Raw genomic sequence first — 25,007 nt, 5'->3', positions numbered from 1 at the left:
ATAAATAACGACAGCAAATAAAAAAGTATTGTATGCGGCCGCCGGGATTTGAACCCGGGACCTCCTGCGTGGCAGGCAGGCGTCCTAATCCAGGCTAGACTACGGCCGCACTGTTTAATAATGATAACGCAAGGTATTTATTTTTTTCCTCTCGTAAACGACCTCTCAACATTACTTAAGTTAATCTTAACTCTCGTTAGTAAAAGCTAGTATATTATGGTTTTTCTGTTACCTTCGTAATATTACTAAATTACATTAAACTAGTCTAATATAGGTAAAAAGACCTTTCAATCAATATAAATTTTATATTCAAAAAGGTAAAGAAGAACAAAACTAAATTAGCCGAGAGGTAGCCGGGCAGGGATTCGAACCCTGGTCCCAGGGGCCAAAGCCCTGGATCCTTGACCACTAGACTACCCGGCTAATTCTATACTATTCTAACTTATCATTTAAGCTTAACGCTTAATTTATACTGACCTCTCTCATTTTTAGATAAATAATGGGGAACATGGGAGAAAGATTTATAAGTAAGGAAACAGAAAAGTTTAAAAGGTTTACTATTCGTGGCTATATATAATTGGGGTGTTGTATTTGTCTGAAGAAAATAAATCCGTATCCACTCCTTGCCCTCCTGATAAGATTATCTTTGATGCAGAGAGGGGGGAGTACATTTGCTCTGAAACTGGAGAAGTTTTAGAAGATAAAATTATAGATCAAGGGCCAGAGTGGAGGGCCTTCACGCCAGAGGAGAAAGAAAAGAGAAGCAGAGTTGGAGGGCCTTTAAACAATACTATTCACGATAGGGGTTTATCCACTCTTATAGACTGGAAAGATAAGGATGCTATGGGAAGAACTTTAGACCCTAAGAGAAGACTTGAGGCATTGAGATGGAGAAAGTGGCAAATTAGAGCGAGAATTCAATCTTCCATAGATAGAAACTTAGCACAAGCTATGAATGAACTAGAAAGAATTGGGAATTTACTAAACTTACCAAAATCAGTTAAAGATGAGGCTGCATTAATCTATAGAAAAGCAGTAGAGAAAGGATTAGTGAGGGGAAGGAGTATAGAAAGCGTCGTAGCAGCTGCAATATACGCTGCATGTAGAAGAATGAAGTTGGCCAGAACTTTGGATGAGATAGCCCAATATACTAAGGCTAATAGAAAGGAAGTAGCGAGATGCTATAGACTATTACTTAGAGAACTAGATGTTAGTGTACCAGTAAGTGATCCCAAGGATTACGTAACTAGAATAGCTAACTTGTTAGGTCTAAGCGGAGCTGTTATGAAAACGGCGGCTGAAATTATAGATAAGGCGAAAGGTTCTGGGTTAACTGCTGGTAAAGATCCAGCTGGTTTAGCTGCGGCTGCAATTTATATAGCATCATTACTACATGATGAAAGAAGAACGCAAAAAGAGATAGCTCAAGTTGCAGGTGTCACGGAAGTTACTGTGAGAAACAGATATAAAGAGTTAACACAAGAGCTAAAAATATCAATACCTACTCAATAACTAGAATATTGGATTCTGCATATCCCATTTTTATTAGGATCTCCCTAACTTTTTCTTTATGATCCCCTTGAATAAGTATCTTTCCATCTTTTACTGTACCTCCTGCTGCTAATTTGGATTTAAGTTCAGAAGCTATTTTTTTAAGTTCAGAATCATTACCTCCTAATCCTTCTATTATTGTGACCTCTTTTCCATATCTTCTTTTTTCAACTTTAATTTTAATAAATTGTTCTTCCTTAGAAAGTTGCTCACATATGTCTGGTGGAAGACCACCACACAGATTTTCTGCCATTCTCAGAAATTATCTTTATATACACTCCCCTTTTAATCTTTCTATCCTTTTTTATCAGATAAGCTTATAAACGTTATCGTAAAGTAAATGTTGCTATGGCAGTCTATAGATGTGGTAAATGCTGGAAGACGTTTACAGATGAACAATTAAAAGTATTGCCAGGTGTAAGATGTCCATACTGCGGTTACAAAATAATATTTATGGTTAGAAAGCCTACTATAAAAATAGTTAAAGCGATCTAGCTTTATAAACTGTAGCTGCTGTCTCCAGAATTATTCTGGAAGCCAATACACTAGTTATTCCTGAGGTGTCATAAGAAGGAGAAACTTCCACAATATCAAACCCTATAACTCTTTTATCTGCAATTAAGTTAATAATATCTAACAGGTTAGTGGGGTCTAATCCATCTGGTTCTGGTGTTGCTACGCCGGGTGCATAAGCTGGATCTATCCCATCCATATCAACTGAGATATAGAGCGATTTACATTCTTGCGTTGAGGTAATTATTCTTCTTGCAGTTTCCTTGACTCCTAAAAGTCTAATTTGCTGAGGGGTGAAGAAGAGTATACCCTTTTGTTTAGCATATTCTATTTCCTCTTTACTAACTGCCCTAGTACCGACTTCAATAATTTTCACACCATATTCAGATATTCTCCTCATAACACAAGCGTGATCATATCTATATCCCATATACTCGTCTCTTAAATCTAAATGTGCATCGAAGCTAACTAGGCATAATCCTTCTCTCTTAGTCCCCTTTATTATTCCCGCGGTTATTGTATGCTCTCCTCCTATAGAAATAGTGATCTTCCCACTTTCTTGGAAATAACTAATCACACTGGATATTCTACTTAAATTCTCCTCAACGTTTGAAGGATGTAGAATTATATCACCTACATCATTGAAACCTATTTCCCCCATATCTACATCATTTCGTATTGAATAAAATTCAATATATTGAGCCGATTCTCTAATTGAAGACGGAGCAAATCTACTTCCAGGCCTATAACTACTCGTAATGTCCATAGGTATTCCAATTATTACAAATGGGGATTTTTCCTTGTTAAATCCAGCAAATTTCCTACTATTCTCATTTAAATAAAGTAATCTTCCATCGCTCACTCGTTAATTTTGGTCATAGAACTTTATAAACTTGTTGTAATGTTAGAGAGTTGTGAGTGAAGTAATAGATAAAGTGTTGGACTTAGCTAAAAGAAGAGGGATATTTTGGTTATCGTATGAAATTTACGGAGGAGTTGCGGGATTCTACGACATAGGACCAGTAGGTGTAAGGATTAAAAATAGAATAGTAGAGCTATGGCGAAAATATTTCGTGAAGGATAATGGCGATTTTGTAGTAGAAATAGAAAGTCCAATGATAGGACCAGCTAAAGTGTTTGAAGCTAGTGGGCATGTAGAAAGTTTTACAGATCCTATCGTGGAGTGTAATAATTGCAAAAGAATATATAGGGCTGACCATTTAATCGAAGACATATTAAAGAAAAGCGTAGAGGGTCTTAAGCCAGAAGAACTAACGAGGATAATAAAAGAAAACAACATAAGATGCCAATATTGTGGGGGCGAGTTGGGAGAAGTAAGATTGTTTAATTTACTTTTTACCACTAACATAGGTCCTTATACTGGTAATTTAGGTTACATTAGACCAGAGACTGCTCAAGGGATGTTCACTGCATTTAAACGCGTATACGAGGCTACTAGGCAAAGATTACCTATTGGAATAGCTCAAATAGGGAAAGTAGGTAGAAATGAAATCTCACCTAGACAAGGACTAATAAGAATGAGGGAGTTCACCATAATGGAGATTGAGTTTTTCATAGACCCAGAGGATAATAATATTGAAAATATACCGTTGTATAGATTTAAGGATACTAAGCTCAATATTTTGACTGCAAGTGAAAAGGAAAAAGATGGTAAACCACAAGAGTTCAAGTTAGAAGAGAGCGTAAGAGAAAAAATCATTATCCAGCCTTGGATGGCATATTGGATGGCTGTAGCATCGAGTTTTGTCAAGGCGTTAGGTATTAATGAATTTTATTTTGAGGAAAAGTTACCTTACGAGAGAGCACATTATTCTAAACAGACTTTCGACCAAATAGCTGTAATTAATGGTATAAAGGTTGAGATTTCTGGTCATGCATATAGAGGAGATTATGATTTATCAAGACATATGAAATATAGTGGACAAGATTTGACTATTTTCAGAAAATATAAAGAACCTAAAATGATTAAAAAGAAGACTGTTATAGTTAACAATACTAAATTAAAGGATAAGGAACTAAGAAAAAAGATCATGGAACTGTTAAATGGGAAATCCGCCGAGGAAATTGAACAAATGATTAGAAACAACGTGATGATAGATGACAAACCTTTAAGTGAGTTCATAAATATTGTTGAGAGAGAAGAGAAGGTTCACGGTGAGCACTTCATACCACATGTTGTAGAGCCTTCATTCGGTGTGGAAAGGACATTATTCTTAACGATATTAAGTGCATACAAGGAAAAAGAGGGCAGAGTTTTACTATCCTTACCTAGACATCTGGCTCCTTATGACATTGCAGTTTTTCCACTACTGGAGAGAGAAGAACTAATTAGAAAATCAGTGGAAATACGAGAAAGTCTTTCCGAAAAATATGAAGTGTTATACGACGATTCTGGAAGTATTGGAAGAAGATATGCCAGAGCTGATGAGATTGGTATACCTTTTGCTATTACAGTTGATCCTCAGACACTAGTAGATAACAGCGTAACAATAAGGGATAGGGATAGCTGGAAGCAAGTTAGAGTTAAAATAGATGATCTTAAGATTTCTCTAGAAAAGTTATTTAGAGGGGAAGCCTTTAATAAGATTGGAATTGAGGTGAATGATAGTAATGAGTAGTAACGAGAATGAAAAGGAAGAGGAGAAAAAGGTTGATATAAAAACCCTTGTTAGTGTTATACCTCCAGCTTCAGCATTAAAGGGGAACAAAGCCCCACCAAAGGAGAAAAGAATCAAGATCAGAAAAAGAAACGATGTTGATAAGGGGTTTGCAATAATTTCATCGAAATTAGCAAAAGATCTAGGGATTACTGATAATATTGAAATATCAGTTAAAGGGAAAAGAATAAGATTAAAAGCTATATTGCAAGAGGGGATACCAGAATTAGAGGTCTGGGCTAATCCTCAAGATCTGGTTACATTGGGCATAGAAGATAATAGTACGGTAACTGCGAGGGCTTATAAATGAATGAAAGTGATATGGTAATAAGTAGAGTATTATTTGATTTTGAAACAATAATAAATGATCATACTGAATATTTGAATGAGTTAGAGAATTTGGTAGCTTTTCCCAACCCTGACATAGGAAAAGCTACTAGACTGGTTAGGAGGATGAGAAGAGTTAGAAAAGAACTCTTCCAAGGATTAGAAGTTATAATCCAAAATATAGATAAAACAACCGATAATCAAATTAAAGAAGAAGCGCTTGGTTTAGTTAATTATTTGGTAATAGTGGGATTAAAGGATGAAAAAGAACTTCTAAATAATCTGAATAATTATTTGAAAGGAAAGGGGGTAAATATTGAAATAGATAAAGATTTAGAACAAATAGAAAAGATTATGAATAGTGTGTCACATCTTAATTTTTAAACTTTAATGACTGTTTTAACTCACAATGGGTGAAGGAATAGCTACACTTGCAATAGAGGAGCAATTGCAACAAATATCATTAAAATTATTGGATGAAACTAGAGTTTTGTATGAATTCCTATCTAATACCAGTAATTCAAATGTAAATGCAATGCAAATCTATTCTAAGGTAAACGGTATAAAAAACGATATAGAGGTTAGCAAATACAGATTAGGTGAATATATATTCAAAATAAGAGAAGGATTATTAGATAAGGATTTATATGTAGAAATATTGAATAATTTAGAGAAAGTTTCACAAAACCTAGACGCTGCTACATATAGGCTAAGTGTTATACTATCTAAACAAATGAATATTGACAACGTAATAAATAGATTACTTATAGTTATCTGTGAAAAAATAATTACATCTATTACCTATTTCATAGAGGCATTAAGATTACTATCTGTCAACCCGAAAAATTCCTATGAAAATGCACGTAACGTAATAAAATTGGAGCAAGAAATAGATGAATTGTATAGGAGTTTAGAATTAGCACTATTTGAGAAGAAGCTCGCTGACTTCTCATATATAATGTTACTTAAAGATATAGCTGACAGATTAGAAGATAGTGAGGATCTATTGAAGAGTTCTGCTGACAATATAACCTATATCGCATATGAGAGGATGTAGATGGTAAAAGCTTTATTGGTAGGATCTAAAGTACTAGTTCCAAGTATAGATGAGTCAAGATACCTTTATTCAAATGGTTTCTATGGAAAACCCATAGGAATTTCTAAGCCAAAAGGCCCTAAAGATATAGTTAGACCTCTGGAATTGTCACTAATTGAAAGTGTATATCTAACTAAGAAGGGTTTAATTAATGTTGTGGATAAAAATGGCGACCTTCTTGAGTATAAGAAATTATATGAATATAGTGCAATGAAGATTAATAAATTCGAGATCTTATACAAAGTTTATGAAGACTTAAGGGAAAAAGGATTTATAGTTAGATCTGGAGTAAAGTATGGAGCGGACTTTGCGGTATATACATTAGGGCCAGGATTAGAACATGCACCCTATGTCGTTATTGCTGTTGATATTGATGAGGAAATCACACCTCATGAACTATTGAGTTTCGGTAGAGTCTCACATAGCACTAAAAAGAGATTAGTATTGGCTCTAGTGGATCGTAAAAGTGAAGGTATAAGATACATAATGTTTAAATGGGTCAAAATGTAAGTTTAATATGATTGTCTAAAAGTTTGGGGGTATAAGTAGTTTGAGGAACGGAAATAGAGGCTTTGAAAGACAGCCCTCCTTTACTGATGAGCAGAAACCAATGCCTTTAGGAGATAAGTGTAACTATTTGTGTCCATATTTCAGGTGTAATAAGAGAGCACTATTAGTTCAAGTAAAATACGCAAAAGGGAATCCATACAAAGTCGGCTATTGCAGATGGGTAGGAGATGTATGTATAACTGGTGAATGCCAATACGCTTATTGTGAAAAGAGAGCACTATTACCTGGTAACAAATGCGCATTTGCCATTAACAAGAAGAATGAAAGGGATAATGAAATTGAAAAAGAACTTGAAAAAGAGGATTACGACGATAAAATGAAAGAGATAATATCTAAGAAATTTGGCAAAAAAGGATTAGATGTCTTATGACTCTATTTTATAAGTTAAGGATTGTAATGATGTGTATAGAAAGCTTGTAGAACATAGATAAGTGTACACATTTTTAAAAATCTAGAAATTAAATTACTCAATGAAAGACTAGAATTAAATCAGTTATGGAGATAGTTCTATAAAAGGAAGATGATTAAAGGTACTAAGTAAAATCTCCAAAAAAGGCAGAGAGGAAATGAATGATAATGGGATATTAGTCTATGAGGAACACAAAATCTTTTACAAAAATAATTCCAAGTATTTAACATTAGACCAATGCTCTAATTTGGATTATGAATATGAACAGTTTATATTACGCGTTGTTTTCAGAAAACTGCTACTAGGATTAGAGGTTTTCATACTATCCCTTCCATCTCTTGTATATATCATGCTTTATTCCCAGTAAGTCTAAAGCCTTGCCTACAATGAAGTTAATCATGTCATCAATGTTTTTTGGTAAGATATAGAAGGCAGGAGAAGCTGGCATTATATAAACCCCCAATCTAGCTAACTTTAGGGCATTTTCAAGTTCTATAGCACCTAATGGGGTTTCCCTAATTACTAGAACTAACCTTTTATTTGTTCTGATGAAATTTAATGCAGTTCTGGATAGAAGATTCGATCCAATACCATTTGCAATTTCTGCAAGAGTTTTAATACTACATGGAATGATAATCATACCTTTTGAAGTTATGGAAAAGCTTGAACTAGAAGGTGAAGCTTCGATCTGGGATTGATTATAAATATAAGAGGAATACTTCTTCAGTTCATTGATTAAATTGATACCTAGTTCCTTTTGTGCTACTTTCTCCGCACTTTTAGAAATTATGATATGTATCTCATAACCAAGCTCATTTAGAAATTGGACAGTCCTAATACCGTATATTGTTCCACTTGCCCCACTTATCCCTATAATAATCCTCTTTGTTTTTTCCCTCCTGTTCTTTGTTCCTGCTTCCTTAACCATTCCGCTAACCATTGTTGATAACACCTATTACTACAAAAAACCCACGGTTTATTATTACAACATGTTTTAACTACTATTGGATTTTCCTTTATGATAGTACCACACCAGTTGCACTTTAACGTAACCGTACTAGTATTTAATTGCAATGGCATACTTATCACTCGTTCTGGCTATAAAAAAACCTTGTCTATGTATAACATTATAAAAGTTAATTTATAAGCAAGTTATATCATTTTAGATTATGGAAGTTAAAATTAAGCAAGTAGATGAAGTCAAGATAAGTAGGTACATAATTAAGGAAACAATGGAAGATTGGTACCAATTTGTAGAGTCTGATGTTGTAATAGTAGGAGCAGGACCATCTGGATTATCTGCAGCTTACTACCTAGCTAAAGCTGGATTAAAGACGCTAGTGTTTGAGAGAAGGTTAAGTTTCGGCGGAGGAATAGGCGGAGGGGCAATGCTATTCCATAAATTAATAATAGAAAAGCCCGCAGACGAGATTCTAAGAGAAGTCAATATAAGGTTAAAGGAAGTAGAAGAGGGAGTTTACGTTGTGGATTCGGCTGAATTCATGGCCAAATTAGCCACTGCCGCGATAGATGCTGGTGCTAAAATAATTCATGGAGTTACCGTAGATGATGTAATATTTAGAGAGAATCCTTTAAGAGTAGCTGGAGTGGCAGTAGAGTGGACAGCAACGCAAATGGCAAGCCTTCATGTGGATCCTATATTTATTTCAGCTAAAGCTGTAGTTGACGCAACTGGTCATGACGCTGAAGTAATATCAGTAGCTGCGAGAAAAATACCAGAATTAGGAATAGTTATTCCTGGCGAAAAATCAGCATATAGCGAAAGGGCTGAAGAATTAACAGTAATTAACACTGGAAAGGTTGCAGAAGGTTTATACGCTACCGGAATGGCAGTTACCGAAGTAAAGGGATTACCTAGAATGGGGCCAATATTTGGAGCTATGGTACTTTCTGGTAAAGCGGTAGCGGGGGAGATCACTAAGGATCTCCTAAAAAGCGAAATAAGGGCTTAGTAAAGCGATAACGTTTAAAACAGTAAACCTTAAATTGATACGTATTTTTAAAAATGGTGAAATAGAATGGAGTCTCAAGCTAAAGTGAAGATCTCAGATAAGGCTGAAGGGATTATAGAAAGGGATATGCAAAATTCTGTCATAGGTAGGCGTGAAATCTCATTAAAAGTTTATCATATGGGGAGCGGAACCCCATCCAGGAAAGATATAATAAAGGCAATAATTCAAGCTTTGGGTTCCCAAGAAAACTTAGTAGTGGTAAGAAAGATATCTACAAGCTATGGAGCTGGCATAAGTAACGTGAAATTACATATTTATAAATCCCGTGAAATATTAGAGAAAGTTGAGCCAAAATATTTATTAGATAGAGATGCTGGAACTAAACAAAAGAAAGGAGGAAGCAAAGGTGGCCAAGGAGCAAAAGGTTAAAGCAATAGTAAGGACTTATTACGTGATCGAAGGGAATAAGGTAAAGCTGAAAAATAAGAAATGCCCTAGATGTGGAAGTATAATGGCTCATCACCTAAAACCAAATGAAAGATGGTCTTGTGGAAAGTGTGGTTACACTGAGTTTATAGGCGCTTCTAAGAAAAGATAAAATATGTTTGTATTAGGTATTGAGTCAACTGCTCACACCTTCGGCGTAGGAATAGTAAGAGATTCGCCACCTTATATATTGGCGAATGAAAGGGATACTTTTATTCCTAAAGAAGGGGGTATGAAGCCTGGGGATCTATTAAAACATCATGCTGAGGTCTCAGCTACTATATTAAGAAGAGCCTTAGAGAAGGCTAAAATTAGTATAAACGATATTAATTATATAGCGGTAGCTTTAGGGCCAGGTATAGGACCAGCATTGAGAGTTGGAGCTACACTAGCGAGAGCAATAGCATTGAAATATAATAAGAAACTAGTGCCAGTAAACCATGGTATAGGACATATTGAAATAGGGTATTTAACAACTGAAGCCAGAGATCCTCTAATCTTATACCTCTCAGGTGGAAATACGATAATAACCACTTTCTATAAAGGAAGATTTAGGGTTTTTGGGGAGACATTAGATATTGCATTAGGAAACATGATGGATGTATTTGTAAGAGAGGTGAGCTTGGCACCACCGTATATTATAAATGGAATACATGTAATTGATATTTGTGCAGAGAAGGGAAATAAATTGCTTAAATTACCTTACGTTGTTAAAGGTCAAGATATGTCATTTTCCGGATTACTTACAGCAGCTTTAAGGGTTGTTGGCAAGGAAAAGTTAGAAGATATTTGTTACTCAGTAAGGGAAATAGCATTTGACATGTTGTTAGAGGCTACGGAAAGGGCATTAGCGCTTACCTCAAAGAAGGAATTAATGATAGTTGGAGGAGTAGCAGCAAGTGTGAGTTTGAGAAAAAAATTAGAAGAGTTAGGAAAAGAGTGGAATGTACAAATCAAAATAGTACCTCCAGAATTTGCGGGAGACAACGGAGCGATGATAGCCTATGCCGGTATGTTAGCTGCATCTAAAGGTGTATTTATTGACGTTGATAAATCATACATAAGGCCTAGATGGAGAGTAGATGAGGTTGATATTCCTTGGAGAAATTAAGGTTAATTAAGCGTGGCGCAGAATCCAACATATATGAAGGGTATTTTTTAGGCATACATGCAATATTTAAGCAAAGGATCAAGAAAAGTTATAGAAATCCAGAACTAGATCACAAAATTAACTATGAGAGGACAATACTAGAAGCAAAGATAATTTATACTGCACTGAAAAATGACGTGAACGTACCCGCAGTACTTTTTATAGATCCTAATAATTATTTATTGGTAATTGAATATATAGAAGGAGAGATAGTAAAAGATATTATAAACACAAATAATCCTACACAATTGTTGCCTAATATTGGGAAGAGAATAGGGGAACTTACGGGAAAGTTGCATAATATTGGAATAGCACACGGTGATTTAACTACCAATAACCTAATTTTAAGCTCTACAAATGACGATATCTTCATAATAGATTTCGGCTTATCAAGAAGAACTCAAGATGAGGAGGATTTCGCAACAGATTTGCATGTATTTCTGAGATCTTTAGAAAGTGTACATTCTGATTTTAAAGATATAATATACGATGCATTTATAGAGGGTTACAGAAAAATCATGGGAAGAAAGACTGATGAGATATTAGAACTAGTAAAGGATATTAGGATGAGAGGTAGATATGTTGAGGAGAGGCGTAAAAATAGGAGTATTAACGAATAATGAAAATAAATTTATAGAGCTGAAGGAAATTGCAAAGAATTTTAATATAGAGTTAGAGCATCTGAGAGGAGAGAAAATAGAAATACAAAGTGATGACTTAGAAGAAATATCTAGAACTGCAGCAAATTTGGCATATTTGATATTTAGGAGGCCATTAATAGTAGATGATAGCGGATTATTCGTGCAAGCATTACAGAATTTCCCTGGTCCCTATACTAATTTTGTTAAGAATACAATAGGGCTTAAAGGTATACTAAAATTGCTCGAAGGAATAAAAGATAGGTCTGCCTATTTTATGACTGCACTAACGTTTACTGACGGAAAAATAATTAAAACATTTATTGGGATCGTAAAGGGAGCTATTTCTGAAGAGATTAGAGGTAATTTAGGTTTCGGATTTGACCCTATATTTATACCTGAAGGAGAAAAGAGAACTTTCGCAGAGATGTCATTAGAGGAGAAAAATAGGTACTCTCATAGGGCAAGGGCTTTTGCTAAATTTGCAGAATTCTTAGAGAGTTATACTGAAAAAGAATAAATATATAAGTAGTAATTAATAAAATAACCTACTTATACCTTAAAGTTTCTTTTATACTATCCTCATTTAGATCTTCATAATATTTCCTATAGTATTCTCCAATATATTTTAAATCATCTTCAGTAAGAATTGACAAATTCTCAACTTTTACATATTTCTCCAATTCATTTATGGAAGTTATATTAGGAATCACTGTGGATACGTTCTTATTAGAGAGGATAAACTTCAGTGCTAGATCAGATAACGTCATTCCTTTAGAACTTGCAAATTCCTTTAATTTTAAGCTTCTCTTGATTCCTTCATTTAGCCATTTAATATCCTTTAACGACCTATGAAGCTTAGGATCAGAAATTAGTGGCCATTTGTCCTCATTTAGAACGTCAGAAGCATGCGGCACCCTTATTATATGGCCTACTTTCTCGTACTTTAGGAACTTGTTCCCTGGTCTTTGCTCAATGATATTATATATATACTCGAGACTTTCGTAACCCATATTTATGGCCTCAATTCCCTCCTCTTCCCAACCCAATGTTGGGCCTAATGCGACACCATACATTCTTATTATTCCATCTTTCTTTAACGATCTAAGAAAAGATAGGATCTCTAGATTTTTGATAGCATTCATCTTAGGATTGTGAATCATAAGTATGTCAATATAGTCTGTTCTTAATCTTTCTAGGGATCTCTTTAAAGCAAATTCAAGATATGGTATATCAAATCTTTGTCGTATCTTACCTCCCTCTTTATGATAAAAGTCATATCCTATTTTAGTTAATATTACTATATTATCTCTCTTAGTCTCTAAAACTTTTGCAATAATTTCCTCGCCCTTACCCTCTCCATAGGTGTCCGCGGTGTCGTAAAAATTAATTCCGACTTCATACGCCCTTCTTATTATATCCTCCGCCTTATTTGTATCAGCTCCCCACCAATCGGTAACCAAACTCCATACCCCTATACCTATTTCAGATACCGTAATGTTAGTATCACCTATGCGTCTGTAGAGCATGTAATATCGACCATTATTATCATTGCATTTTAAATAATAAAAATAAAGATGATAGTTATGAGAGTTAAGGTAAACGAAAAGCAATTCGATATGATTATTGACAAACTTAAAGTAATGGTCTACGAATATAATACGAAGATAAAGGAATATGGTGTCTATCTAAAACCTTATCATATTGTATATAAAAATGGTAAAAGATATATCTATATTGGGAAATATTGGTACAAATTAGAGAAAATTGGGGGCAAATTGAAATGGATATATTTAGGTAAAACTAAACCAATAGAAAATATGCCAAATCCCCCACAGATACCTGAATCGACCATAATAAAAGAAGATGACGAATATATAGTGGACGAGAAAATATTATATGATCTCGAAGGATAGCATATTCTTAATTTCTTCTTCCTTTAATCGTAGGCTTTTCGCATTCGCTATACTTATTATATCTTCCGTATCAAGACGTATTAGTTCTGCTAATGCTAATGCTAAGGCAGGGTTAAATGGAGAACTCATAAATACTAGCTCTGAGTTCTTCCTGGCGTTGATTCTCGCTATTCTATACATGCTAGCGAGCGCCCCATAAGTGCTATTTACGTTAAGTAGCTTTGAGTATTGAGTTCGTCTTAAAATATCAAGTGTTTCAGCATCACTTGTGGAAGAAGAGAGATCTTTAAGTATCTCGGTACCGATTTTACAAACAGTATTCTCTACTGTTTTATGTTTAATTGCCAATGATATTGAATAGTAATCTTTATAATAACATATTATATTTTCAGCAAGGCTTTTCCAATCTCCCTTGAAACCTTCTATAATCTCTGATAGTTTCTTTATGAAATAGATATCAAGTAGCGATAGAAGATAGGATATATTTTTTCCCTGTCCATCCTTAATGGCGTATGAAAGTGCATTAGCGTATACATTTCCCTTAAAACTATTCATTAATTCCTCAAGTGAAGATGGTATTTGATCAAAGTACTTTCTAAAAAATCTTATTTTATTACTATTTCCATTACCAGTGCCGTTAACTATACTAACTATTATGTTTTTCAATTCGTCTAGAGATATCATATAAATATATAGGTCAACTATATTATAGGTTACTCTAAAAATTGAAAAGTAATTCCTTATCTTTTCTAATAGTGTAAGAGATCTAGACTTGAGCATGTATTCAAAATCTTCTAAACTAGCTGGTTGTTCCTCAATTATTCCCCTTTCTTTAAGCAGAGAGGCAACATTATTCCAACTTTCACTACTTATTAATTCATTAACTAAACCTTTTGTTAATAATGAAACCTTTTGCGTTCTGGAAATTGAATGTATAAAAGAATAGATCGCATAACTCATTTAAAGACACCTAATAGTTGCCTTATAACCTCATTTACAACCTTATCGATATTCTTCTCAGCCTCTTTTCTTATCTCCTCTAATTGTTTTTCTCGTTCTGAAATATATTTATTTCTTATCTCATCTAACTGCCTTTTTTTCTCATCGTTCAATAATTTCTGAACATCTCCTAATGATTTCTCAGCAGTTGCCCTTAACTCAGAAAGATAAGAATCCGAAAGGGTGATTAATCTTTTACTATCATCTGCTATCTCTTTCTTTATTCTCTTTATTTCATCCTCAAACTCCATTATCGCTTTAGAATATGCGTTAAACTTAACTTCACTCATCAAATATACTCCAATAACAGTACCTTATATTGATTTTCTTCCCCTAATAATAAAACCCGTATGCATGATACCTATATTTCTAGGCCTTATAGCGTTCTCTTTAACTTGATACTCCCTCAAGATAAGTTCCTCTACATGAATATCTATAATTCCAGAATTCTTCATTGCGAAGTATGTTTTCTCTATTTGATTTACTGTAGGAACAAATATAATTATGGTGGACGAAGGTTTCAGAGACTCATAAAGCTTTGGTATGGCGTTCCATGGATCGGGCATATCTAGAAAAATTGCGTCTACCTCCTTCTCGTCTATACCTTCCCTTATATCCTTCAATTTGAATACTATCCTATCTTGAACACCCAACACATTTGCGTTAAATTTAGCTACTTTTTGCATATCTTCTCTTATATCATAAGTATAGATCTTAGCGTTCTCACTTAAACTTAAAGCTAAGGAGATTGTAAGAAATCCAGAACCAGTTCCAGCTTCGATAACTGTCTTTACTTGATTTAGTGAAAGGGTAGTTAAAATGTATCCTATATCTTTAGGATATAGAACTTGTGAGGGTCTCTTTAACCCTTTGGAGTAGAGATCTTGGATAGTAGGTTTTAGTAAGTAGGCTTTAACACCAGTTTTCAAGGTTAGTGAGGTACCATATTCAAGACCTATTAAATTGTCGTAAAATACTACTCCCTTATCAGTATCAAGCCTTTTGCCTCTTTCCAGTTTGGAAATATATACTCTTTTTGGATCTATCCAAATTACTACCGGATCTCCTTCGTTTAATGGCATCATATAATAGGAAAAATAGTTAGTTAAGTATCTTTCTACTTGACAAAAAAGGTTCAGCTTTGGTGTCTTATTTCACTTTATCAAAAATACCAGCCTTCATCATCTACTCTTCTGTAGTTATCCATAGTTCTTTCCGTATAAAATCCCCTATTGCTGCTCTTATGACTTCACTTCTAGAACCATATCTACCCGTATTAACTAATTCGTCTATTGCTTCCAGAAACTGCTCTGGTAGTTTTACCGTTATTATTTTCATAGAAACTCAAATAGCATAGTTAATTTTATAACATTTATAAGAGTTATCCCGGTAATGTAGACCATAAGTGATTAAAATATACTGTGCCGATGTCTATTAGATATTTATGATTTGAAAATAGACCAGTTAATATATCATTATTCTTTATGACTAGGAGAATTGAGTCAGATGTGATTATACCACTGCCAAATAGCGATTGAGCTCTCTTAACTTGAGCTGATGAGATATCTGGTAAATTAACGCTTTTGTCGACTATTATTTTAGTCTCTGCTTTAAGCGAATTAGCCCTTAATATATCTATAATATCGCTTCTTACGAACTCTTGATAGGATATTGCAACTAAATACATCTTGCTGTAGTCCTTGAGTAGTCTTAGTGCATTATCCATAATATTATCTCTTGGTATAACAACTATATTATATGCCATATTTGAGGAGAAAATACTAGATATCGGCTCGATAAATTGTTTTTCAAATTCGTCCAATTTTTCTTGAAAAGTAATTTTAATCTTATTCCAAACATCTCTTAAAGGAATTGCCTCGTACACTGCGGGTCTCTTATCTATTTTTATAACCCACCCTCTTCCCTCTAGTTTAGATAGGACATTATATACTTTAGTGTATGGTAAGCTTAACTTGTTTGAGACTTCTCTCGCAGTTGCTCGTCCATATATTAAGAGATATGAATAAACTTTTAATTCCGATTTTGATATTCCAAAAATTGAAGCAAACTTTGATACTCTGCTTATGGTCTCTTCTAATAATTCAGATGACATCTATAATTTATTAGGCAGAATTGGAATTTAAAGCATAGTGAGTAAGAGATGGGTGGAGCTTCGAAGAAACCTATTTCAACAATGGAAAAGAGATTAAAGAAGGAAGCTGAAAAACAACAGAAGGCAGAGGAGAAAAAGAAGGGTCCGTCTAAAACTGGGAAAGAGATAATTAGTAGAGCTGTAACTATAGATGAAGAAACTAAAAAGAAAGTTCTAGATGAAATAAAGAAGGAGAGTATCATAACCCCGTACGCCTTAGCTACCAAATCGGGAATAAGCATTAGTGTAGCTAGAAAAATACTAAAGGAGTTAGAAAACCAAAACGTAGTAAAGTTATATTCTAAGAATAGAAGATTAGAAATATATATAGCAGCATCTTAAAAATTACTCCTCTTCCATTGTAGAAGCAGATCTCTTCTTTGCCTCCCCTTTAATCTTTTTTACACCTTTACAAAGACCGTTTATTATCGGTTCTAGATAAGTTAATGACGTTTGTTTTGACGATGACAAGATTGAGCTTTCGACAAATAGTAAACTATCATCTTCTTCAGCCTCCTTGCTTATCAAATTATCTGGAGAGGTAATGAAAGTTGGCGAGTATCCTATAATTTCTCCCTCTTCATCCTCTATACTTTCCCCTACTATCAAATAAGGTATTCCGTTCTCTATGGTCCTTGCTATGGCAAGATGTTTTATAACCTGCTGCTCTTTTCCCAGGGCCTTCATTGTACCAATAACTATTTCTGAACCTCCCATAGCTAGTAGTCTGCTGATCTCTGGCGAGAAAATATCGTCCTCAGCGATAATACCATATTTTCTATCAAGAACTACATTAACTGGTTCTTTTCCCGCCGATATGCCCAGCCTTATATCCTTTTCAGATAACACAGTTTTCCTATATTTCCCTATAATCTCTCCTTGTGGCGATATTATAAGGGAAGTAAGGAATATTTTAGGGCCAGCTTGTTCCAAAATAGGACCAACTATTACATGAACCTCCCCATCCATAGCGAGATTTATTAGAGTATCAGTATTGTTACCAGGAATTTTTTCTGCAAGGTTTTTAATAAAACTTCTTAGCTTTTTGTCGTTATCGTATATTTCAAACATGTTTCCAGAAGGGAACAGAGAAGGTAGTATAACTAATTTTGCACCTTTATCTTTTGCTTGTCTTATTAGTTTTTTAGCTTTCTCTAGATTATGTTTCCTTGACAATTCTTTAAGCCTTAAATGGACTAAAGCTATAAGCATAAACTTTTTCACCATTCCTAACTAATTGTTTGTATTTCATTATATAATTCTTTTAAGAGTACTAAATAATCAACTTTACCCTCCTCTACCTCGTTCATCTTTTCCAGTAATTTCACAGTTCGTTTCTCAGATACTATCTGTTTATAATTTTCCATAAGATACTCTTTTACTGCCATACCTAATTTAGTTGGTATTATTTTCTTCAAATTTTTTGATTCTATAATGTATCTTCTCTTCTTTAAAGTAGAGATTATTACTGCGTACGTGCTCGGTCTTCCGATTTGTTTACTTTTCATCTCACTTATCAACTCTCCTTCAGTATATAACTGCACATCACTCTTATTTAATGTGCCTGTTATTGTTGCAGAAAGCTCTTTCCCTTTCATTTTTTCATCTAAAGGTTGATAAAGCCTAAATAGAGTATAAATAGCGTCTTGTAATGTTTGTCTAAATTCATCTCCTTCCTTTAATTTATACCCAATAACAAATTCCTTCTTATTCTCATCCAATTCCAATTCAATGTTGTCCTTAGTATACGCCCTTATCCTAACTATCTGTTTAGTTACTACTAGTGGTGGTAGTTGACTAGTAATGAACCTCCTAAATATTAGATTATATACTCTAAAATGGTTAAAAGTCAATTGTTTGGATAGTTCTAAGTCCCCTTGTTCTATGGATGCCTTTAACATTGTCTCATCTAGGGGTTTGGTAGGTCTTATAGCTTCATGTGCACCTCCTTCTCCCCAAGATCTTGGTCTAAATATTTTGGAAATGTCAACTTGTTTAGATTTAAGATAAGTTTCTGCTACACTTATACCAACATTTGATACCCTAGTACTATCAGTTCTATGATAAGTTATCAAACCTAATTCGAAAAGATCTTGGGCTACTCTCATAGTATCTGATGCGGGAATTCTCAAAAGGTTAGCAGCGTCAGATAGTAGTGTATCCGTAGTGTATGGTGGCAAGGGTCCAAATTCCTCTTCTTTTATATTTATATCTTCTAGATGTATAATTATTTGAGTATTTTTAGATAAGCCATTCTTCTTTAAAGCCAATACACTAAAGGGAAAGATTGATTTATCTTGAGACTCTATAATAAGGTACTTCTTCTTATTTTCGTTATATTTTTGGTATCTATTAACTACCCAATCCAATACTGGAGTTTGGACTCTACCCGCACTTAGATTACGATTTTCTTTGCATTCTTCATCTTTGCTATTTTTCTTAGATATAGATGTACAGTGTTGTTCCCAAAATTCTGTTTGTAGTTTTCGTGATAATTTAAATCCAATCCATCTATCCTCAATTCTTCTTACAATTTGAGATTTAACTAGGTTATCGTTAAATTCCCTCGGGTTCTTTATTGCATTAAGTATCGCTCTTCTGGTAACCTCATGAAATTCTGCCCTTTTTATATTACCATTAAACGGACGGATAGCCAGATATATATCCCAAGCAATCTTTTCCCCTTCAGTATCAGGGTCAGTACCTATAAGAACTTCGTCTACTTCAAGAGCCAGTTTCCTTAATATATCTACTACTTCTGTTTTGTCAGTTACTATTCTGGATCCACAAATAGGGCATTTATTTTGACTTAGATCTTTTACTATCTGATGACCTTTTTCACATTTCTTTATAGTAGAATAAATTGGAATAAATTTACTATCTTTCACTAGTACTCCATACACGTAGTTGTCATCTTGCTTTTCACTTTCATCTTCCGTTATTAGATCATAAATATGCCCACCACTAGCTGCTACAATTAAGACTCTATCTCCAAGTACTGTCTCATAAACTCTAAGCTTACCATATGATCTCGTAGACGGTCTAGAAAAGAAGTTTGAAATAGTCTTAGCCTTGTTAGGAGATTCAACTATAAATAAAGTAGTCTTAACACTAAGGGATGATGATTCGACGTTTCCTTCTTTCTTGATTTTACTTAAACTCTCTCTTTCTTCTGTTATTTTAGCTGAGATATCGCTTAGACTTACTTGTCCAAGTTTATCTGCATCAATATCTAGTGAATACCATTTTACTTCATCTAAAATTAAATTTAATTTTTTATTAAGTAACTCAAATAATCTAGAATTATCTATTAATAATACTGAAAGACCAGTAGTTAAATTAGCGCCGTAAAGTCTAGATGTTCTACCACTAGCTTGAATATAGGTTAGGTAATCTGGCATTAGAATATAATCCCCTTCTATTACCAAATCTCCAACATCAGATACTTTTTTCAAAAACTCATTATCTTTTAGATACTCATTAACTAAATTATATGCTTCCTTTAACCTCTCATCATCGATCTTTCCCTCTCTTATATCCTTAGCTAACATCGCTAAGGCCGCAGGGCTTATTTTTCTTAACCTCTTACGAATATAACTAAGTAGACCCCTTACTTTATCATCATTCTTCACTAAGTATACTAAGCTTAGCAATCTGGTTAACGCTAATGGATGCATATATTCGCCAATTTTGAACTTAAATTTTGGTATCCCCACAAATATTGAATATTTTACCCTCCATGGTAAGTCTATTCCTCTCACTAAAACTCCGTAATGTGTAGCCACTCCGACTAAAGAGCTTACCTCACCTCTTTCAAATTTCTCCAGTTTGGAGATAGAAGATGATGCAACAGATTCCACATTTATCCCATGATCTCTCAAATTCGAAGCTAGATAGTCTGCATATTGGGCACCCTTATCTATGGGTACAAAAATCAAAGTACCATCATTAAGTCTTTTAAGAAGTTTGATAACGGTACCAAGAGTGCACTCTTCAAAATCTTGTCCTTTACAAGTTTGAGTTAGATCAATATAAGAGTCATAAATATTCCTTAGATATATCACAGAACTCCCGGGTCTAAAACCCATAAGCGATGAGAGTATGGGATTTCCTCTACTAATGGTTGCAGAGGAGAAAATTACTATCTTGTCCTTTAACCTACTTTCTCTAATCTCTTGAATTTTTCCAAACTTCTCCTCCTCCCCAATATTTTCTCTAAGTAATTTCATGGTCGTTTGAATGTCTTCATCAGTAAATCCTACCAACCGAAGTATCGCCTTAGCACTTTTTCCAGACTTTAACGCAGCGTCGACATCATCTACGAAAATGAAGTCAAACTTTATATTTGATAACTCAGATAAATTCTGAATTACAAATCTATTCGTTGAAATGAATATGTCAAAATTCCCACTCTTAAGTTGGTCTAATATGTTCTCAGTCTGAGTAGGAGATTGCTTATTATAAAGTATCCTAGGCGAATATGAGTACAATTCAGAAAATTTTGCCAATTTATCTACTGTTTGTGAGATTAAGGTCCTCGTTGGGAAAATGATGATAGATTTCCTATTACGAGTAGCATTATATAGGGACATTATTAAACCAAAGGTCGTTTTACCTAAACCGGGAGGTGCTATGATTGCAAAACTCTCTCCTCTTAAGAACCTTATTGTCCACGACCTTTGAGGACCTATAGGTTTTGAATTATTTAATAATTTACCGAATATTTCTTCAACTTTCTTGTACTCTTCTAATACATCACGTATTTGAGTAAGATTTTTCAAATTACTATTTTCAGAAAGGATATTAATGAGATCAGATAAATTACTAAACTCTCTATCATCCTTTAGGCATGATTCGCATACGGAACCATTAAATAATCTCTGAGATGATATATTTCCTCCACAATTGGGACATGACCTAGTATAAATTGAGGGTGGGACTTTATTGATGCTTGTCAACTTCCCAATCTCGTATAGTTTTAATGAGTAAGACTTATTTTAAACGTTTCGGAAAGATGAATAATATGTCCCAACAATTGAAATTGAGAGTGGTAGAGGCTAGGCAAAGAGATGTTGGGAGAAAAGTCGCCAGAATAACGGATTACACTATAAGCAGACTAGGCATAGAAAACGGTGACTATGTAGAGATTATTGGACCTTCTGGTTCTGCGTTAGCTCAAGCATTAATAGGAGACGGAATTGCAGACAATGAGATAAGAGTAGATGGTTACATTAGAAGATCCATAGGAGTGGGTATTGGAGATGAAGTTACAGTAAAGAGAGCACAAGTACAAGATGCCACTAAAGTAGTTTTAGCTCCAACACAACCTATATCCTTTAGTCAGAGTTTCGTAGAATACGTTAAAGACTGGTTAATGGATAAACCGATAAGCAGAGGAGAAACAATTTCTGTACCTACTTATGTTGGCTCAATAGATTTTGTCGTAGTTTCGACTCAGCCTTCACAATCAGTAAGGATTACTGGTAGGACATCATTAGAGATAAGACAAGAACCAGTAAAAGAGTCTGCAGCAGTACCTAAGGTAACTTGGGAAGATATTGGCGATCTTGAAGATGTAAAAGAGAAAATAAGAGAAATAGTAGAACTACCAATGAGACATCCAGAAGTTTTCCAGCATCTAGGAATAGAACCTCCAAAGGGTGTACTACTATATGGACCACCGGGAGTTGGAAAAACCTTATTGGCTAGAGCACTGGCTAATGAGATAGGTGCATACTTCACTTCAATTAATGGACCAGAAATAATGAGTAAATTCTATGGGGAAAGTGAGCAAAGATTAAGAGAAATATTTGAGGAAGCAGAAAAGAATTCTCCAGCAATAATATTCATTGATGAAATTGATGCAATAGCACCAAAGAGAGAAGAAGTTACTGGAGAAGTAGAGAAAAGAGTAGTAGCGCAATTGTTAACTCTAATGGATGGAATTAAAGGAAGAGGAAAAGTAATAGTTATAGGAGCAACTAATAGACCAGATGCAGTAGATCCTGCATTAAGAAGACCTGGCAGATTTGATAGGGAAATAGAAATTAGACCACCCGATGCTAAGGCTAGAAAAGAGATTCTACAAGTACATACCAGAAACATGCCTCTAGCTGAGGATGTAGATTTAGATAAAATTTCTGAGCAGACTCACGGTTACACTGGAGCTGATCTCGCAGCTCTGGCTAGAGAGGCAGCTATGAATGCATTGAGAAGATTTATAAATGAACGCAAGATTAATCTAGAACAAGAACAAATACCAGTAGATGTTTTAAAGGAATTGAAAGTAACAATGCAAGATTTCATTGACGCCATGAAGTTCATTCAACCAACACTCCTTAGAGAAGTATACGTTGAAGTTCCGAAGGTTAAATGGGAGGATATTGGAGGACTGGAAGAAGCCAAACAGCAATTAAGAGAGGCTGTGGAGTGGCCATTGAAATTTCCAGAAATGTTTGAAAAGCTTGGAATTAGACCACCTAAGGGTATATTGTTATTTGGTCCACCCGGAACTGGAAAGACAATGCTAGCGAAGGCTGTGGCGACTGAAAGCGGAGCAAACTTCATAGCAGTGAGAGGACCAGAAATATTATCCAAATGGGTAGGTGAAAGTGAAAAAGCAGTTAGAGAAATATTTAGGAGAGCAAGACAAACGGCTCCTTGCGTAATATTCTTTGATGAAATAGATTCGATTGCACCCATGAGAGGCTTTACACATGATTCTGGTGTAACAGAAAGAATAGTAAATCAGTTATTGTCAGAAATGGATGGAATTCAATCACTAAATAGAGTTGTAGTTATAGCTGCAACTAATAGACCAGATATTTTAGATCCAGCATTGCTAAGACCTGGTAGGTTTGATAGATTAATATATGTTCCGCCACCTGATGAGAAGGCTAGAATAGAGATACTCAAAATTTACACTAGAACATTACCTATAGATTCTAGTGTAAACCTAGAGGAGTTAGCCAAAAAACTTGAAGGATATACGGGAGCTGATATAGAAGCCTTAGCTAGGGAAACAACAATGAAAGTACTGAGACAAAAGTATTACGATTGCTTAAATAAAGCCAAAAAGGAGTGCAAAGATCAAGAGTGCACTGATAAGACTATAAAGAGTTGCATGAGCAATCTAGAAATAAAAATTACTATGCAAGATTTCCTAGATACCATGAAGATTGTAACGCCTAGTCTAACTAAAGCTGATATTATGAGATATGAAAACATGGTAAAAGAAATAAAGAGATCGGTGATTGGTTGAAGCAATATAAAATTCTTTTAATAGTCGCAGATGGTTTAGGAGATAGACCGGTATCTAAATTAAATGGATTAACCCCATTAGAAGCTGCCAATAAACCAGCCATAACTGACTTGCTTAAAAACTCAATGATTGGCTTAATGGATCCAATATCACCGGGTATAATTCCTGGGAGTGATACTTCACATCTATCAATATTTGGCCTAGATCCACATGTTTACTATAGGGGAAGAGGGGCTTTCGAGGCATTAGGAGCTGGAGCTACGCTTAGCCACGGAGATGTTGCATTTAGAGGAAATTTCGCTACAGTGAATAATGATCTAGTTGTAGTTGATAGGAGAGCAGGAAGGAAGCTTGAAGAAGGAGAGCAGCTAGTAAAGGAATTAAACGAAAAAATTAAAGAGATAAATGACGTAAAGATTAAATTTTATAAAGGAACAGAGCATAGAATAGCAGTAGTATTATCCGGGAAAGGAATAAGTGATAAGGTTAGTGATACTGATCCTCATCATGAGGGCTTGAAAGTTCTAGAAAGTAAACCATTAGAAGATTCTAACGAAGCTATAAGAACAGCCGAGATCATCAATATACTTACGCGGAAAGTTTTTGATGTATTAAATTCCTCTGAAATAAATAAGAGAAGAATAGAACAAGGAGAGAAGCCTGCTAACATTGTGCTATTGAGAGGAGCCGCTCATTACGTTAAGTTACCGCCATTTTCAAGCTATACCAAACTTAAAGCTGCGGCTGTTTCGGCTACAGCACTCATAAAAGGAATATGTAGAGAACTCGGTATGAACGTTATAACGCCATCGGGTGCTACTGGAGGTATAGATACTAATTATAACGCCAAAGCTAAAGCTGCAATAGAATTATTAAAGGAGAATGATTTCGTTTTCCTACATATTAAAGCTACAGATGCAGCATCACATGATGGATTAGTAGAAGAAAAAGTAAAGGCAATAGAGAGGATAGATAGAGTAATAGGAGCTATTATAGACAATATCGGAAGAGATAATTTAATATTAATGTTTACTGGAGATCACGTTACCCCAGTAGAAATTAAAGAACATACTGGAGATCCAGTTCCAGTACTTCTCTACGTACCTTATCCAATTATTAACGATAATGTAGGAGATTTTAACGAGAAGGAGGCTAGAAAGGGAAGCCTAAGAATAAGAGGATTAGACGTAACAAATATATTGTTAAACTACTCTAATAGAGCAGAGAAATACGGTTCATGATGACGCTCGGAAGGACGGAATTAAAAATGAAGATCCTGCGCAGGGCT

30 protein-coding genes and 2 tRNA genes are annotated in these 25,007 nt (G+C 34.6%); 18 read left to right on the top strand and 14 right to left on the bottom strand.

The window, feature by feature from the left end; genetic code table 11:
- Window positions 1–33: 33 nt before the first annotated feature.
- Window positions 34–109: transfer RNA gene (locus SSOP1_RS02245), tRNA-Gly, on the bottom strand.
- A gap of 241 nt (window positions 110–350) precedes the next feature.
- Window positions 351–423: transfer RNA gene (locus SSOP1_RS02240), tRNA-Gln, on the bottom strand.
- Window positions 424–582: 159 nt separating this feature from the next.
- Between SSOP1_RS02240 and SSOP1_RS02235 the strand changes: the two genes are divergently transcribed.
- Window positions 583–1,512 (top strand): transcription initiation factor IIB, encoded by a 930-nt coding sequence (locus tag SSOP1_RS02235; protein WP_009988715.1) that lies wholly within the window; start codon window positions 583–585, stop codon window positions 1,510–1,512.
- Here SSOP1_RS02235 and SSOP1_RS02230 read toward each other — a convergent pair.
- The gene (locus tag SSOP1_RS02230) at window positions 1,502–1,804 is read right to left on the bottom strand and encodes a translation initiation factor (protein ID WP_009988719.1); all 303 of its coding nucleotides are present in this window, start codon (window positions 1,802–1,804) and stop codon (window positions 1,502–1,504) included. The genes SSOP1_RS02235 and SSOP1_RS02230 overlap by 11 nt on opposite strands.
- 95 nt (window positions 1,805–1,899) lie before the next feature.
- Here SSOP1_RS02230 and SSOP1_RS02225 point away from each other — a divergent pair, with 95 nt between their 5' ends.
- The gene (locus SSOP1_RS02225) at window positions 1,900–2,046 is read left to right on the top strand and encodes a DNA-directed RNA polymerase subunit P (RefSeq protein WP_009988725.1); all 147 of its coding nucleotides are present in this window, start codon (window positions 1,900–1,902) and stop codon (window positions 2,044–2,046) included.
- Here the strand turns inward: SSOP1_RS02225 and speB are convergent.
- Window positions 2,033–2,926 (bottom strand): agmatinase, encoded by an 894-nt coding sequence (gene speB / locus SSOP1_RS02220; RefSeq protein ID WP_010922974.1) that lies wholly within the window; start codon window positions 2,924–2,926, stop codon window positions 2,033–2,035. The genes SSOP1_RS02225 and speB overlap by 14 nt on opposite strands.
- 52 nt (window positions 2,927–2,978) lie before the next feature.
- Between speB and SSOP1_RS02215 the strand changes: the two genes are divergently transcribed.
- From SSOP1_RS02215 to SSOP1_RS02190, 6 genes are read left to right on the top strand one after another with little or no spacing between them, the layout of a single operon-like run.
- Window positions 2,979–4,703: a glycine--tRNA ligase gene (locus tag SSOP1_RS02215; protein WP_009988726.1), complete on the top strand. Its 1,725-nt coding sequence runs from the start codon at window positions 2,979–2,981 to the stop codon at window positions 4,701–4,703.
- Window positions 4,687–5,052: a hypothetical protein gene (locus SSOP1_RS02210; RefSeq protein WP_009988728.1), complete on the top strand. Its 366-nt coding sequence runs from the start codon at window positions 4,687–4,689 to the stop codon at window positions 5,050–5,052. The genes SSOP1_RS02215 and SSOP1_RS02210 overlap by 17 nt, the downstream gene beginning before the upstream one ends.
- Complete coding sequence (locus SSOP1_RS02205) at window positions 5,049–5,453, top strand: hypothetical protein (protein WP_009988730.1); 405 nt, start codon at window positions 5,049–5,051, stop codon at window positions 5,451–5,453. The genes SSOP1_RS02210 and SSOP1_RS02205 overlap by 4 nt, the downstream gene beginning before the upstream one ends.
- A gap of 25 nt (window positions 5,454–5,478) precedes the next feature.
- Complete coding sequence (locus SSOP1_RS02200; RefSeq protein WP_009988731.1) at window positions 5,479–6,126, top strand: hypothetical protein; 648 nt, start codon at window positions 5,479–5,481, stop codon at window positions 6,124–6,126.
- Window positions 6,127–6,675, top strand: coding sequence for a tRNA-intron lyase (gene endA / locus SSOP1_RS02195; protein ID WP_009988732.1), 549 nt, complete (start codon window positions 6,127–6,129; stop codon window positions 6,673–6,675).
- A gap of 40 nt (window positions 6,676–6,715) precedes the next feature.
- Window positions 6,716–7,105 carry a hypothetical protein gene (locus SSOP1_RS02190; RefSeq protein ID WP_009988733.1) on the top strand — a complete coding sequence of 130 codons (390 nt, stop codon included), beginning with the start codon at window positions 6,716–6,718 and terminating at the stop codon, window positions 7,103–7,105.
- A gap of 361 nt (window positions 7,106–7,466) precedes the next feature.
- Here the strand turns inward: SSOP1_RS02190 and SSOP1_RS02185 are convergent, their stop codons facing one another.
- Both SSOP1_RS02185 and SSOP1_RS18090 read right to left on the bottom strand, forming a co-directional pair.
- A complete protein-coding gene (locus SSOP1_RS02185) occupies window positions 7,467–8,084 on the bottom strand; it encodes a UbiX family flavin prenyltransferase (RefSeq protein ID WP_009988735.1) in 618 nt (205 codons plus the stop codon).
- Complete coding sequence (locus SSOP1_RS18090) at window positions 8,015–8,224, bottom strand: TRASH domain-containing protein (RefSeq protein ID WP_009988736.1); 210 nt, start codon at window positions 8,222–8,224, stop codon at window positions 8,015–8,017. Before SSOP1_RS18090 ends, SSOP1_RS02185 begins: the two co-directional genes overlap by 70 nt.
- 89 nt (window positions 8,225–8,313) lie before the next feature.
- On the opposite strand from SSOP1_RS18090, the gene SSOP1_RS02180 reads away from it, so the two are divergent.
- The 6 genes from SSOP1_RS02180 (at window position 8,314) to SSOP1_RS02160 (ending at window position 11,911) form a co-directional block, all read left to right on the top strand.
- Window positions 8,314–9,117, top strand: a complete 804-nt coding sequence (locus SSOP1_RS02180) for a sulfide-dependent adenosine diphosphate thiazole synthase (protein ID WP_009988737.1) — start codon at window positions 8,314–8,316, stop codon at window positions 9,115–9,117.
- Between the two features lie 66 nt (window positions 9,118–9,183).
- On the top strand, window positions 9,184–9,546 hold the full coding sequence (locus tag SSOP1_RS02175) for a 30S ribosomal protein S24e (RefSeq protein WP_009988738.1): 363 nt from the start codon (window positions 9,184–9,186) through the stop codon (window positions 9,544–9,546).
- The gene (locus SSOP1_RS16050) at window positions 9,488–9,715 is read left to right on the top strand and encodes a 30S ribosomal protein S27ae (protein ID WP_010922972.1); all 228 of its coding nucleotides are present in this window, start codon (window positions 9,488–9,490) and stop codon (window positions 9,713–9,715) included. Before SSOP1_RS02175 ends, SSOP1_RS16050 begins: the two co-directional genes overlap by 59 nt.
- Before the next feature lie 3 nt (window positions 9,716–9,718).
- The gene (kae1, locus tag SSOP1_RS02170; RefSeq protein WP_009988742.1) at window positions 9,719–10,714 is read left to right on the top strand and encodes a KEOPS complex N(6)-L-threonylcarbamoyladenine synthase Kae1; all 996 of its coding nucleotides are present in this window, start codon (window positions 9,719–9,721) and stop codon (window positions 10,712–10,714) included.
- Window positions 10,702–11,373 (top strand): Kae1-associated kinase Bud32, encoded by a 672-nt coding sequence (locus tag SSOP1_RS02165; protein ID WP_009988744.1) that lies wholly within the window; start codon window positions 10,702–10,704, stop codon window positions 11,371–11,373. Before kae1 ends, SSOP1_RS02165 begins: the two co-directional genes overlap by 13 nt.
- A complete protein-coding gene (locus SSOP1_RS02160) occupies window positions 11,333–11,911 on the top strand; it encodes an XTP/dITP diphosphatase (RefSeq protein WP_009988745.1) in 579 nt (192 codons plus the stop codon). The genes SSOP1_RS02165 and SSOP1_RS02160 overlap by 41 nt, the downstream gene beginning before the upstream one ends.
- Window positions 11,912–11,939: 28 nt before the next feature.
- On the opposite strand, the gene SSOP1_RS02155 is transcribed toward SSOP1_RS02160, so the two are convergent.
- Window positions 11,940–12,920, bottom strand: a complete 981-nt coding sequence (locus SSOP1_RS02155; RefSeq protein ID WP_009988748.1) for an aldo/keto reductase — start codon at window positions 12,918–12,920, stop codon at window positions 11,940–11,942.
- Between the two features lie 48 nt (window positions 12,921–12,968).
- Here SSOP1_RS02155 and ubp point away from each other — a divergent pair, with 48 nt between their 5' ends.
- Window positions 12,969–13,307 carry a UBP family nucleoid-associated protein gene (gene ubp, locus SSOP1_RS02150; protein ID WP_009988750.1) on the top strand — a complete coding sequence of 113 codons (339 nt, stop codon included), beginning with the start codon at window positions 12,969–12,971 and terminating at the stop codon, window positions 13,305–13,307.
- On the opposite strand, the gene SSOP1_RS02145 is transcribed toward ubp, so the two are convergent.
- The 5 genes from SSOP1_RS02145 to SSOP1_RS02125 all read right to left on the bottom strand — a co-directional run bounded on the left by SSOP1_RS02145 (window position 13,287) and on the right by SSOP1_RS02125 (window position 16,419).
- Window positions 13,287–14,267: a V0D/AC39 family V-type ATPase subunit gene (locus tag SSOP1_RS02145; RefSeq protein ID WP_009988751.1), complete on the bottom strand. Its 981-nt coding sequence runs from the start codon at window positions 14,265–14,267 to the stop codon at window positions 13,287–13,289. The two genes, ubp and SSOP1_RS02145, sit on opposite strands and share 21 nt — an antisense overlap.
- Window positions 14,264–14,596 (bottom strand): hypothetical protein, encoded by a 333-nt coding sequence (locus SSOP1_RS02140; RefSeq protein WP_009988752.1) that lies wholly within the window; start codon window positions 14,594–14,596, stop codon window positions 14,264–14,266. The genes SSOP1_RS02145 and SSOP1_RS02140 overlap by 4 nt, the downstream gene beginning before the upstream one ends.
- Before the next feature lie 24 nt (window positions 14,597–14,620).
- A complete protein-coding gene (locus SSOP1_RS02135) occupies window positions 14,621–15,391 on the bottom strand; it encodes a tRNA (adenine-N1)-methyltransferase (RefSeq protein WP_010922967.1) in 771 nt (256 codons plus the stop codon).
- 100 nt (window positions 15,392–15,491) lie between these two features.
- A complete protein-coding gene (locus SSOP1_RS02130) occupies window positions 15,492–15,644 on the bottom strand; it encodes a ribbon-helix-helix domain-containing protein (protein ID WP_009988754.1) in 153 nt (50 codons plus the stop codon).
- Window positions 15,645–15,687: 43 nt separating this feature from the next.
- A complete protein-coding gene (locus SSOP1_RS02125; protein ID WP_009988755.1) occupies window positions 15,688–16,419 on the bottom strand; it encodes a TrmB family transcriptional regulator in 732 nt (243 codons plus the stop codon).
- Between the two features lie 48 nt (window positions 16,420–16,467).
- Here SSOP1_RS02125 and SSOP1_RS02120 point away from each other — a divergent pair, with 48 nt between their 5' ends.
- Window positions 16,468–16,800 carry a 30S ribosomal protein S25e gene (locus SSOP1_RS02120; protein WP_009988758.1) on the top strand — a complete coding sequence of 111 codons (333 nt, stop codon included), beginning with the start codon at window positions 16,468–16,470 and terminating at the stop codon, window positions 16,798–16,800.
- Window positions 16,801–16,803: 3 nt separating this feature from the next.
- Here SSOP1_RS02120 and SSOP1_RS02115 read toward each other — a convergent pair whose 3' ends face one another.
- Both SSOP1_RS02115 and rgy read right to left on the bottom strand, forming a co-directional pair.
- Window positions 16,804–17,670 (bottom strand): carbon-nitrogen hydrolase family protein, encoded by an 867-nt coding sequence (locus SSOP1_RS02115; RefSeq protein WP_009988759.1) that lies wholly within the window; start codon window positions 17,668–17,670, stop codon window positions 16,804–16,806.
- A 17-nt stretch (window positions 17,671–17,687) separates the two neighbouring features.
- Window positions 17,688–21,416, bottom strand: coding sequence for a reverse gyrase (rgy, locus tag SSOP1_RS02110; protein ID WP_009988760.1), 3,729 nt, complete (start codon window positions 21,414–21,416; stop codon window positions 17,688–17,690).
- A 23-nt stretch (window positions 21,417–21,439) separates the two neighbouring features.
- Between rgy and SSOP1_RS02105 the strand changes: the two genes are divergently transcribed.
- Both SSOP1_RS02105 and SSOP1_RS02100 read left to right on the top strand, forming a co-directional pair.
- On the top strand, window positions 21,440–23,719 hold the full coding sequence (locus SSOP1_RS02105; protein WP_009988761.1) for a CDC48 family AAA ATPase: 2,280 nt from the start codon (window positions 21,440–21,442) through the stop codon (window positions 23,717–23,719).
- Window positions 23,716–24,960: a 2,3-bisphosphoglycerate-independent phosphoglycerate mutase gene (locus SSOP1_RS02100; protein WP_009988763.1), complete on the top strand. Its 1,245-nt coding sequence runs from the start codon at window positions 23,716–23,718 to the stop codon at window positions 24,958–24,960. Before SSOP1_RS02105 ends, SSOP1_RS02100 begins: the two co-directional genes overlap by 4 nt.
- Window positions 24,961–25,007: the final 47 nt, after the last annotated feature.

Origin of the sequence: Saccharolobus solfataricus (assembly GCF_900079115.1) — an archaeon.
In the GTDB taxonomy this organism is placed as follows: domain Archaea; phylum Thermoproteota; class Thermoprotei_A; order Sulfolobales; family Sulfolobaceae; genus Saccharolobus; species Saccharolobus solfataricus.
This window is presented reverse-complemented; position numbering and strand designations above follow the sequence as displayed.

Coding starts and splice junctions, on each gene's coding strand:
- SSOP1_RS02230 (WP_009988719.1), bottom strand. CDS start 1,804: ATGGCAGAAAATCTGTGTGGTGGTCTTCCACCAGACATATGTGAGCAA.
- SSOP1_RS02225 (WP_009988725.1), top strand. CDS start 1,900: ATGGCAGTCTATAGATGTGGTAAATGCTGGAAGACGTTTACAGATGAA.
- SSOP1_RS02210 (WP_009988728.1), top strand. CDS start 4,687: ATGATAGTAATGAGTAGTAACGAGAATGAAAAGGAAGAGGAGAAAAAG.
- SSOP1_RS02205 (WP_009988730.1), top strand. CDS start 5,049: ATGAATGAAAGTGATATGGTAATAAGTAGAGTATTATTTGATTTTGAA.
- SSOP1_RS02200 (WP_009988731.1), top strand. CDS start 5,479: ATGGGTGAAGGAATAGCTACACTTGCAATAGAGGAGCAATTGCAACAA.
- endA (WP_009988732.1), top strand. CDS start 6,127: ATGGTAAAAGCTTTATTGGTAGGATCTAAAGTACTAGTTCCAAGTATA.
- SSOP1_RS02185 (WP_009988735.1), bottom strand. CDS start 8,084: ATGGTTAGCGGAATGGTTAAGGAAGCAGGAACAAAGAACAGGAGGGAA.
- SSOP1_RS18090 (WP_009988736.1), bottom strand. CDS start 8,224: ATGCCATTGCAATTAAATACTAGTACGGTTACGTTAAAGTGCAACTGG.
- SSOP1_RS02180 (WP_009988737.1), top strand. CDS start 8,314: ATGGAAGTTAAAATTAAGCAAGTAGATGAAGTCAAGATAAGTAGGTAC.
- SSOP1_RS02175 (WP_009988738.1), top strand. CDS start 9,184: ATGGAGTCTCAAGCTAAAGTGAAGATCTCAGATAAGGCTGAAGGGATT.
- SSOP1_RS16050 (WP_010922972.1), top strand. CDS start 9,488: ATGCTGGAACTAAACAAAAGAAAGGAGGAAGCAAAGGTGGCCAAGGAG.
- kae1 (WP_009988742.1), top strand. CDS start 9,719: ATGTTTGTATTAGGTATTGAGTCAACTGCTCACACCTTCGGCGTAGGA.
- SSOP1_RS02160 (WP_009988745.1), top strand. CDS start 11,333: ATGTTGAGGAGAGGCGTAAAAATAGGAGTATTAACGAATAATGAAAAT.
- SSOP1_RS02155 (WP_009988748.1), bottom strand. CDS start 12,920: ATGCTCTACAGACGCATAGGTGATACTAACATTACGGTATCTGAAATA.
- ubp (WP_009988750.1), top strand. CDS start 12,969: ATGATAGTTATGAGAGTTAAGGTAAACGAAAAGCAATTCGATATGATT.
- SSOP1_RS02145 (WP_009988751.1), bottom strand. CDS start 14,267: ATGAGTTATGCGATCTATTCTTTTATACATTCAATTTCCAGAACGCAA.
- SSOP1_RS02140 (WP_009988752.1), bottom strand. CDS start 14,596: ATGAGTGAAGTTAAGTTTAACGCATATTCTAAAGCGATAATGGAGTTT.
- SSOP1_RS02135 (WP_010922967.1), bottom strand. CDS start 15,391: ATGATGCCATTAAACGAAGGAGATCCGGTAGTAATTTGGATAGATCCA.
- SSOP1_RS02130 (WP_009988754.1), bottom strand. CDS start 15,644: ATGAAAATAATAACGGTAAAACTACCAGAGCAGTTTCTGGAAGCAATA.
- SSOP1_RS02125 (WP_009988755.1), bottom strand. CDS start 16,419: ATGTCATCTGAATTATTAGAAGAGACCATAAGCAGAGTATCAAAGTTT.
- SSOP1_RS02120 (WP_009988758.1), top strand. CDS start 16,468: ATGGGTGGAGCTTCGAAGAAACCTATTTCAACAATGGAAAAGAGATTA.
- SSOP1_RS02115 (WP_009988759.1), bottom strand. CDS start 17,670: ATGCTTATAGCTTTAGTCCATTTAAGGCTTAAAGAATTGTCAAGGAAA.
- SSOP1_RS02105 (WP_009988761.1), top strand. CDS start 21,440: ATGAGTAAGACTTATTTTAAACGTTTCGGAAAGATGAATAATATGTCC.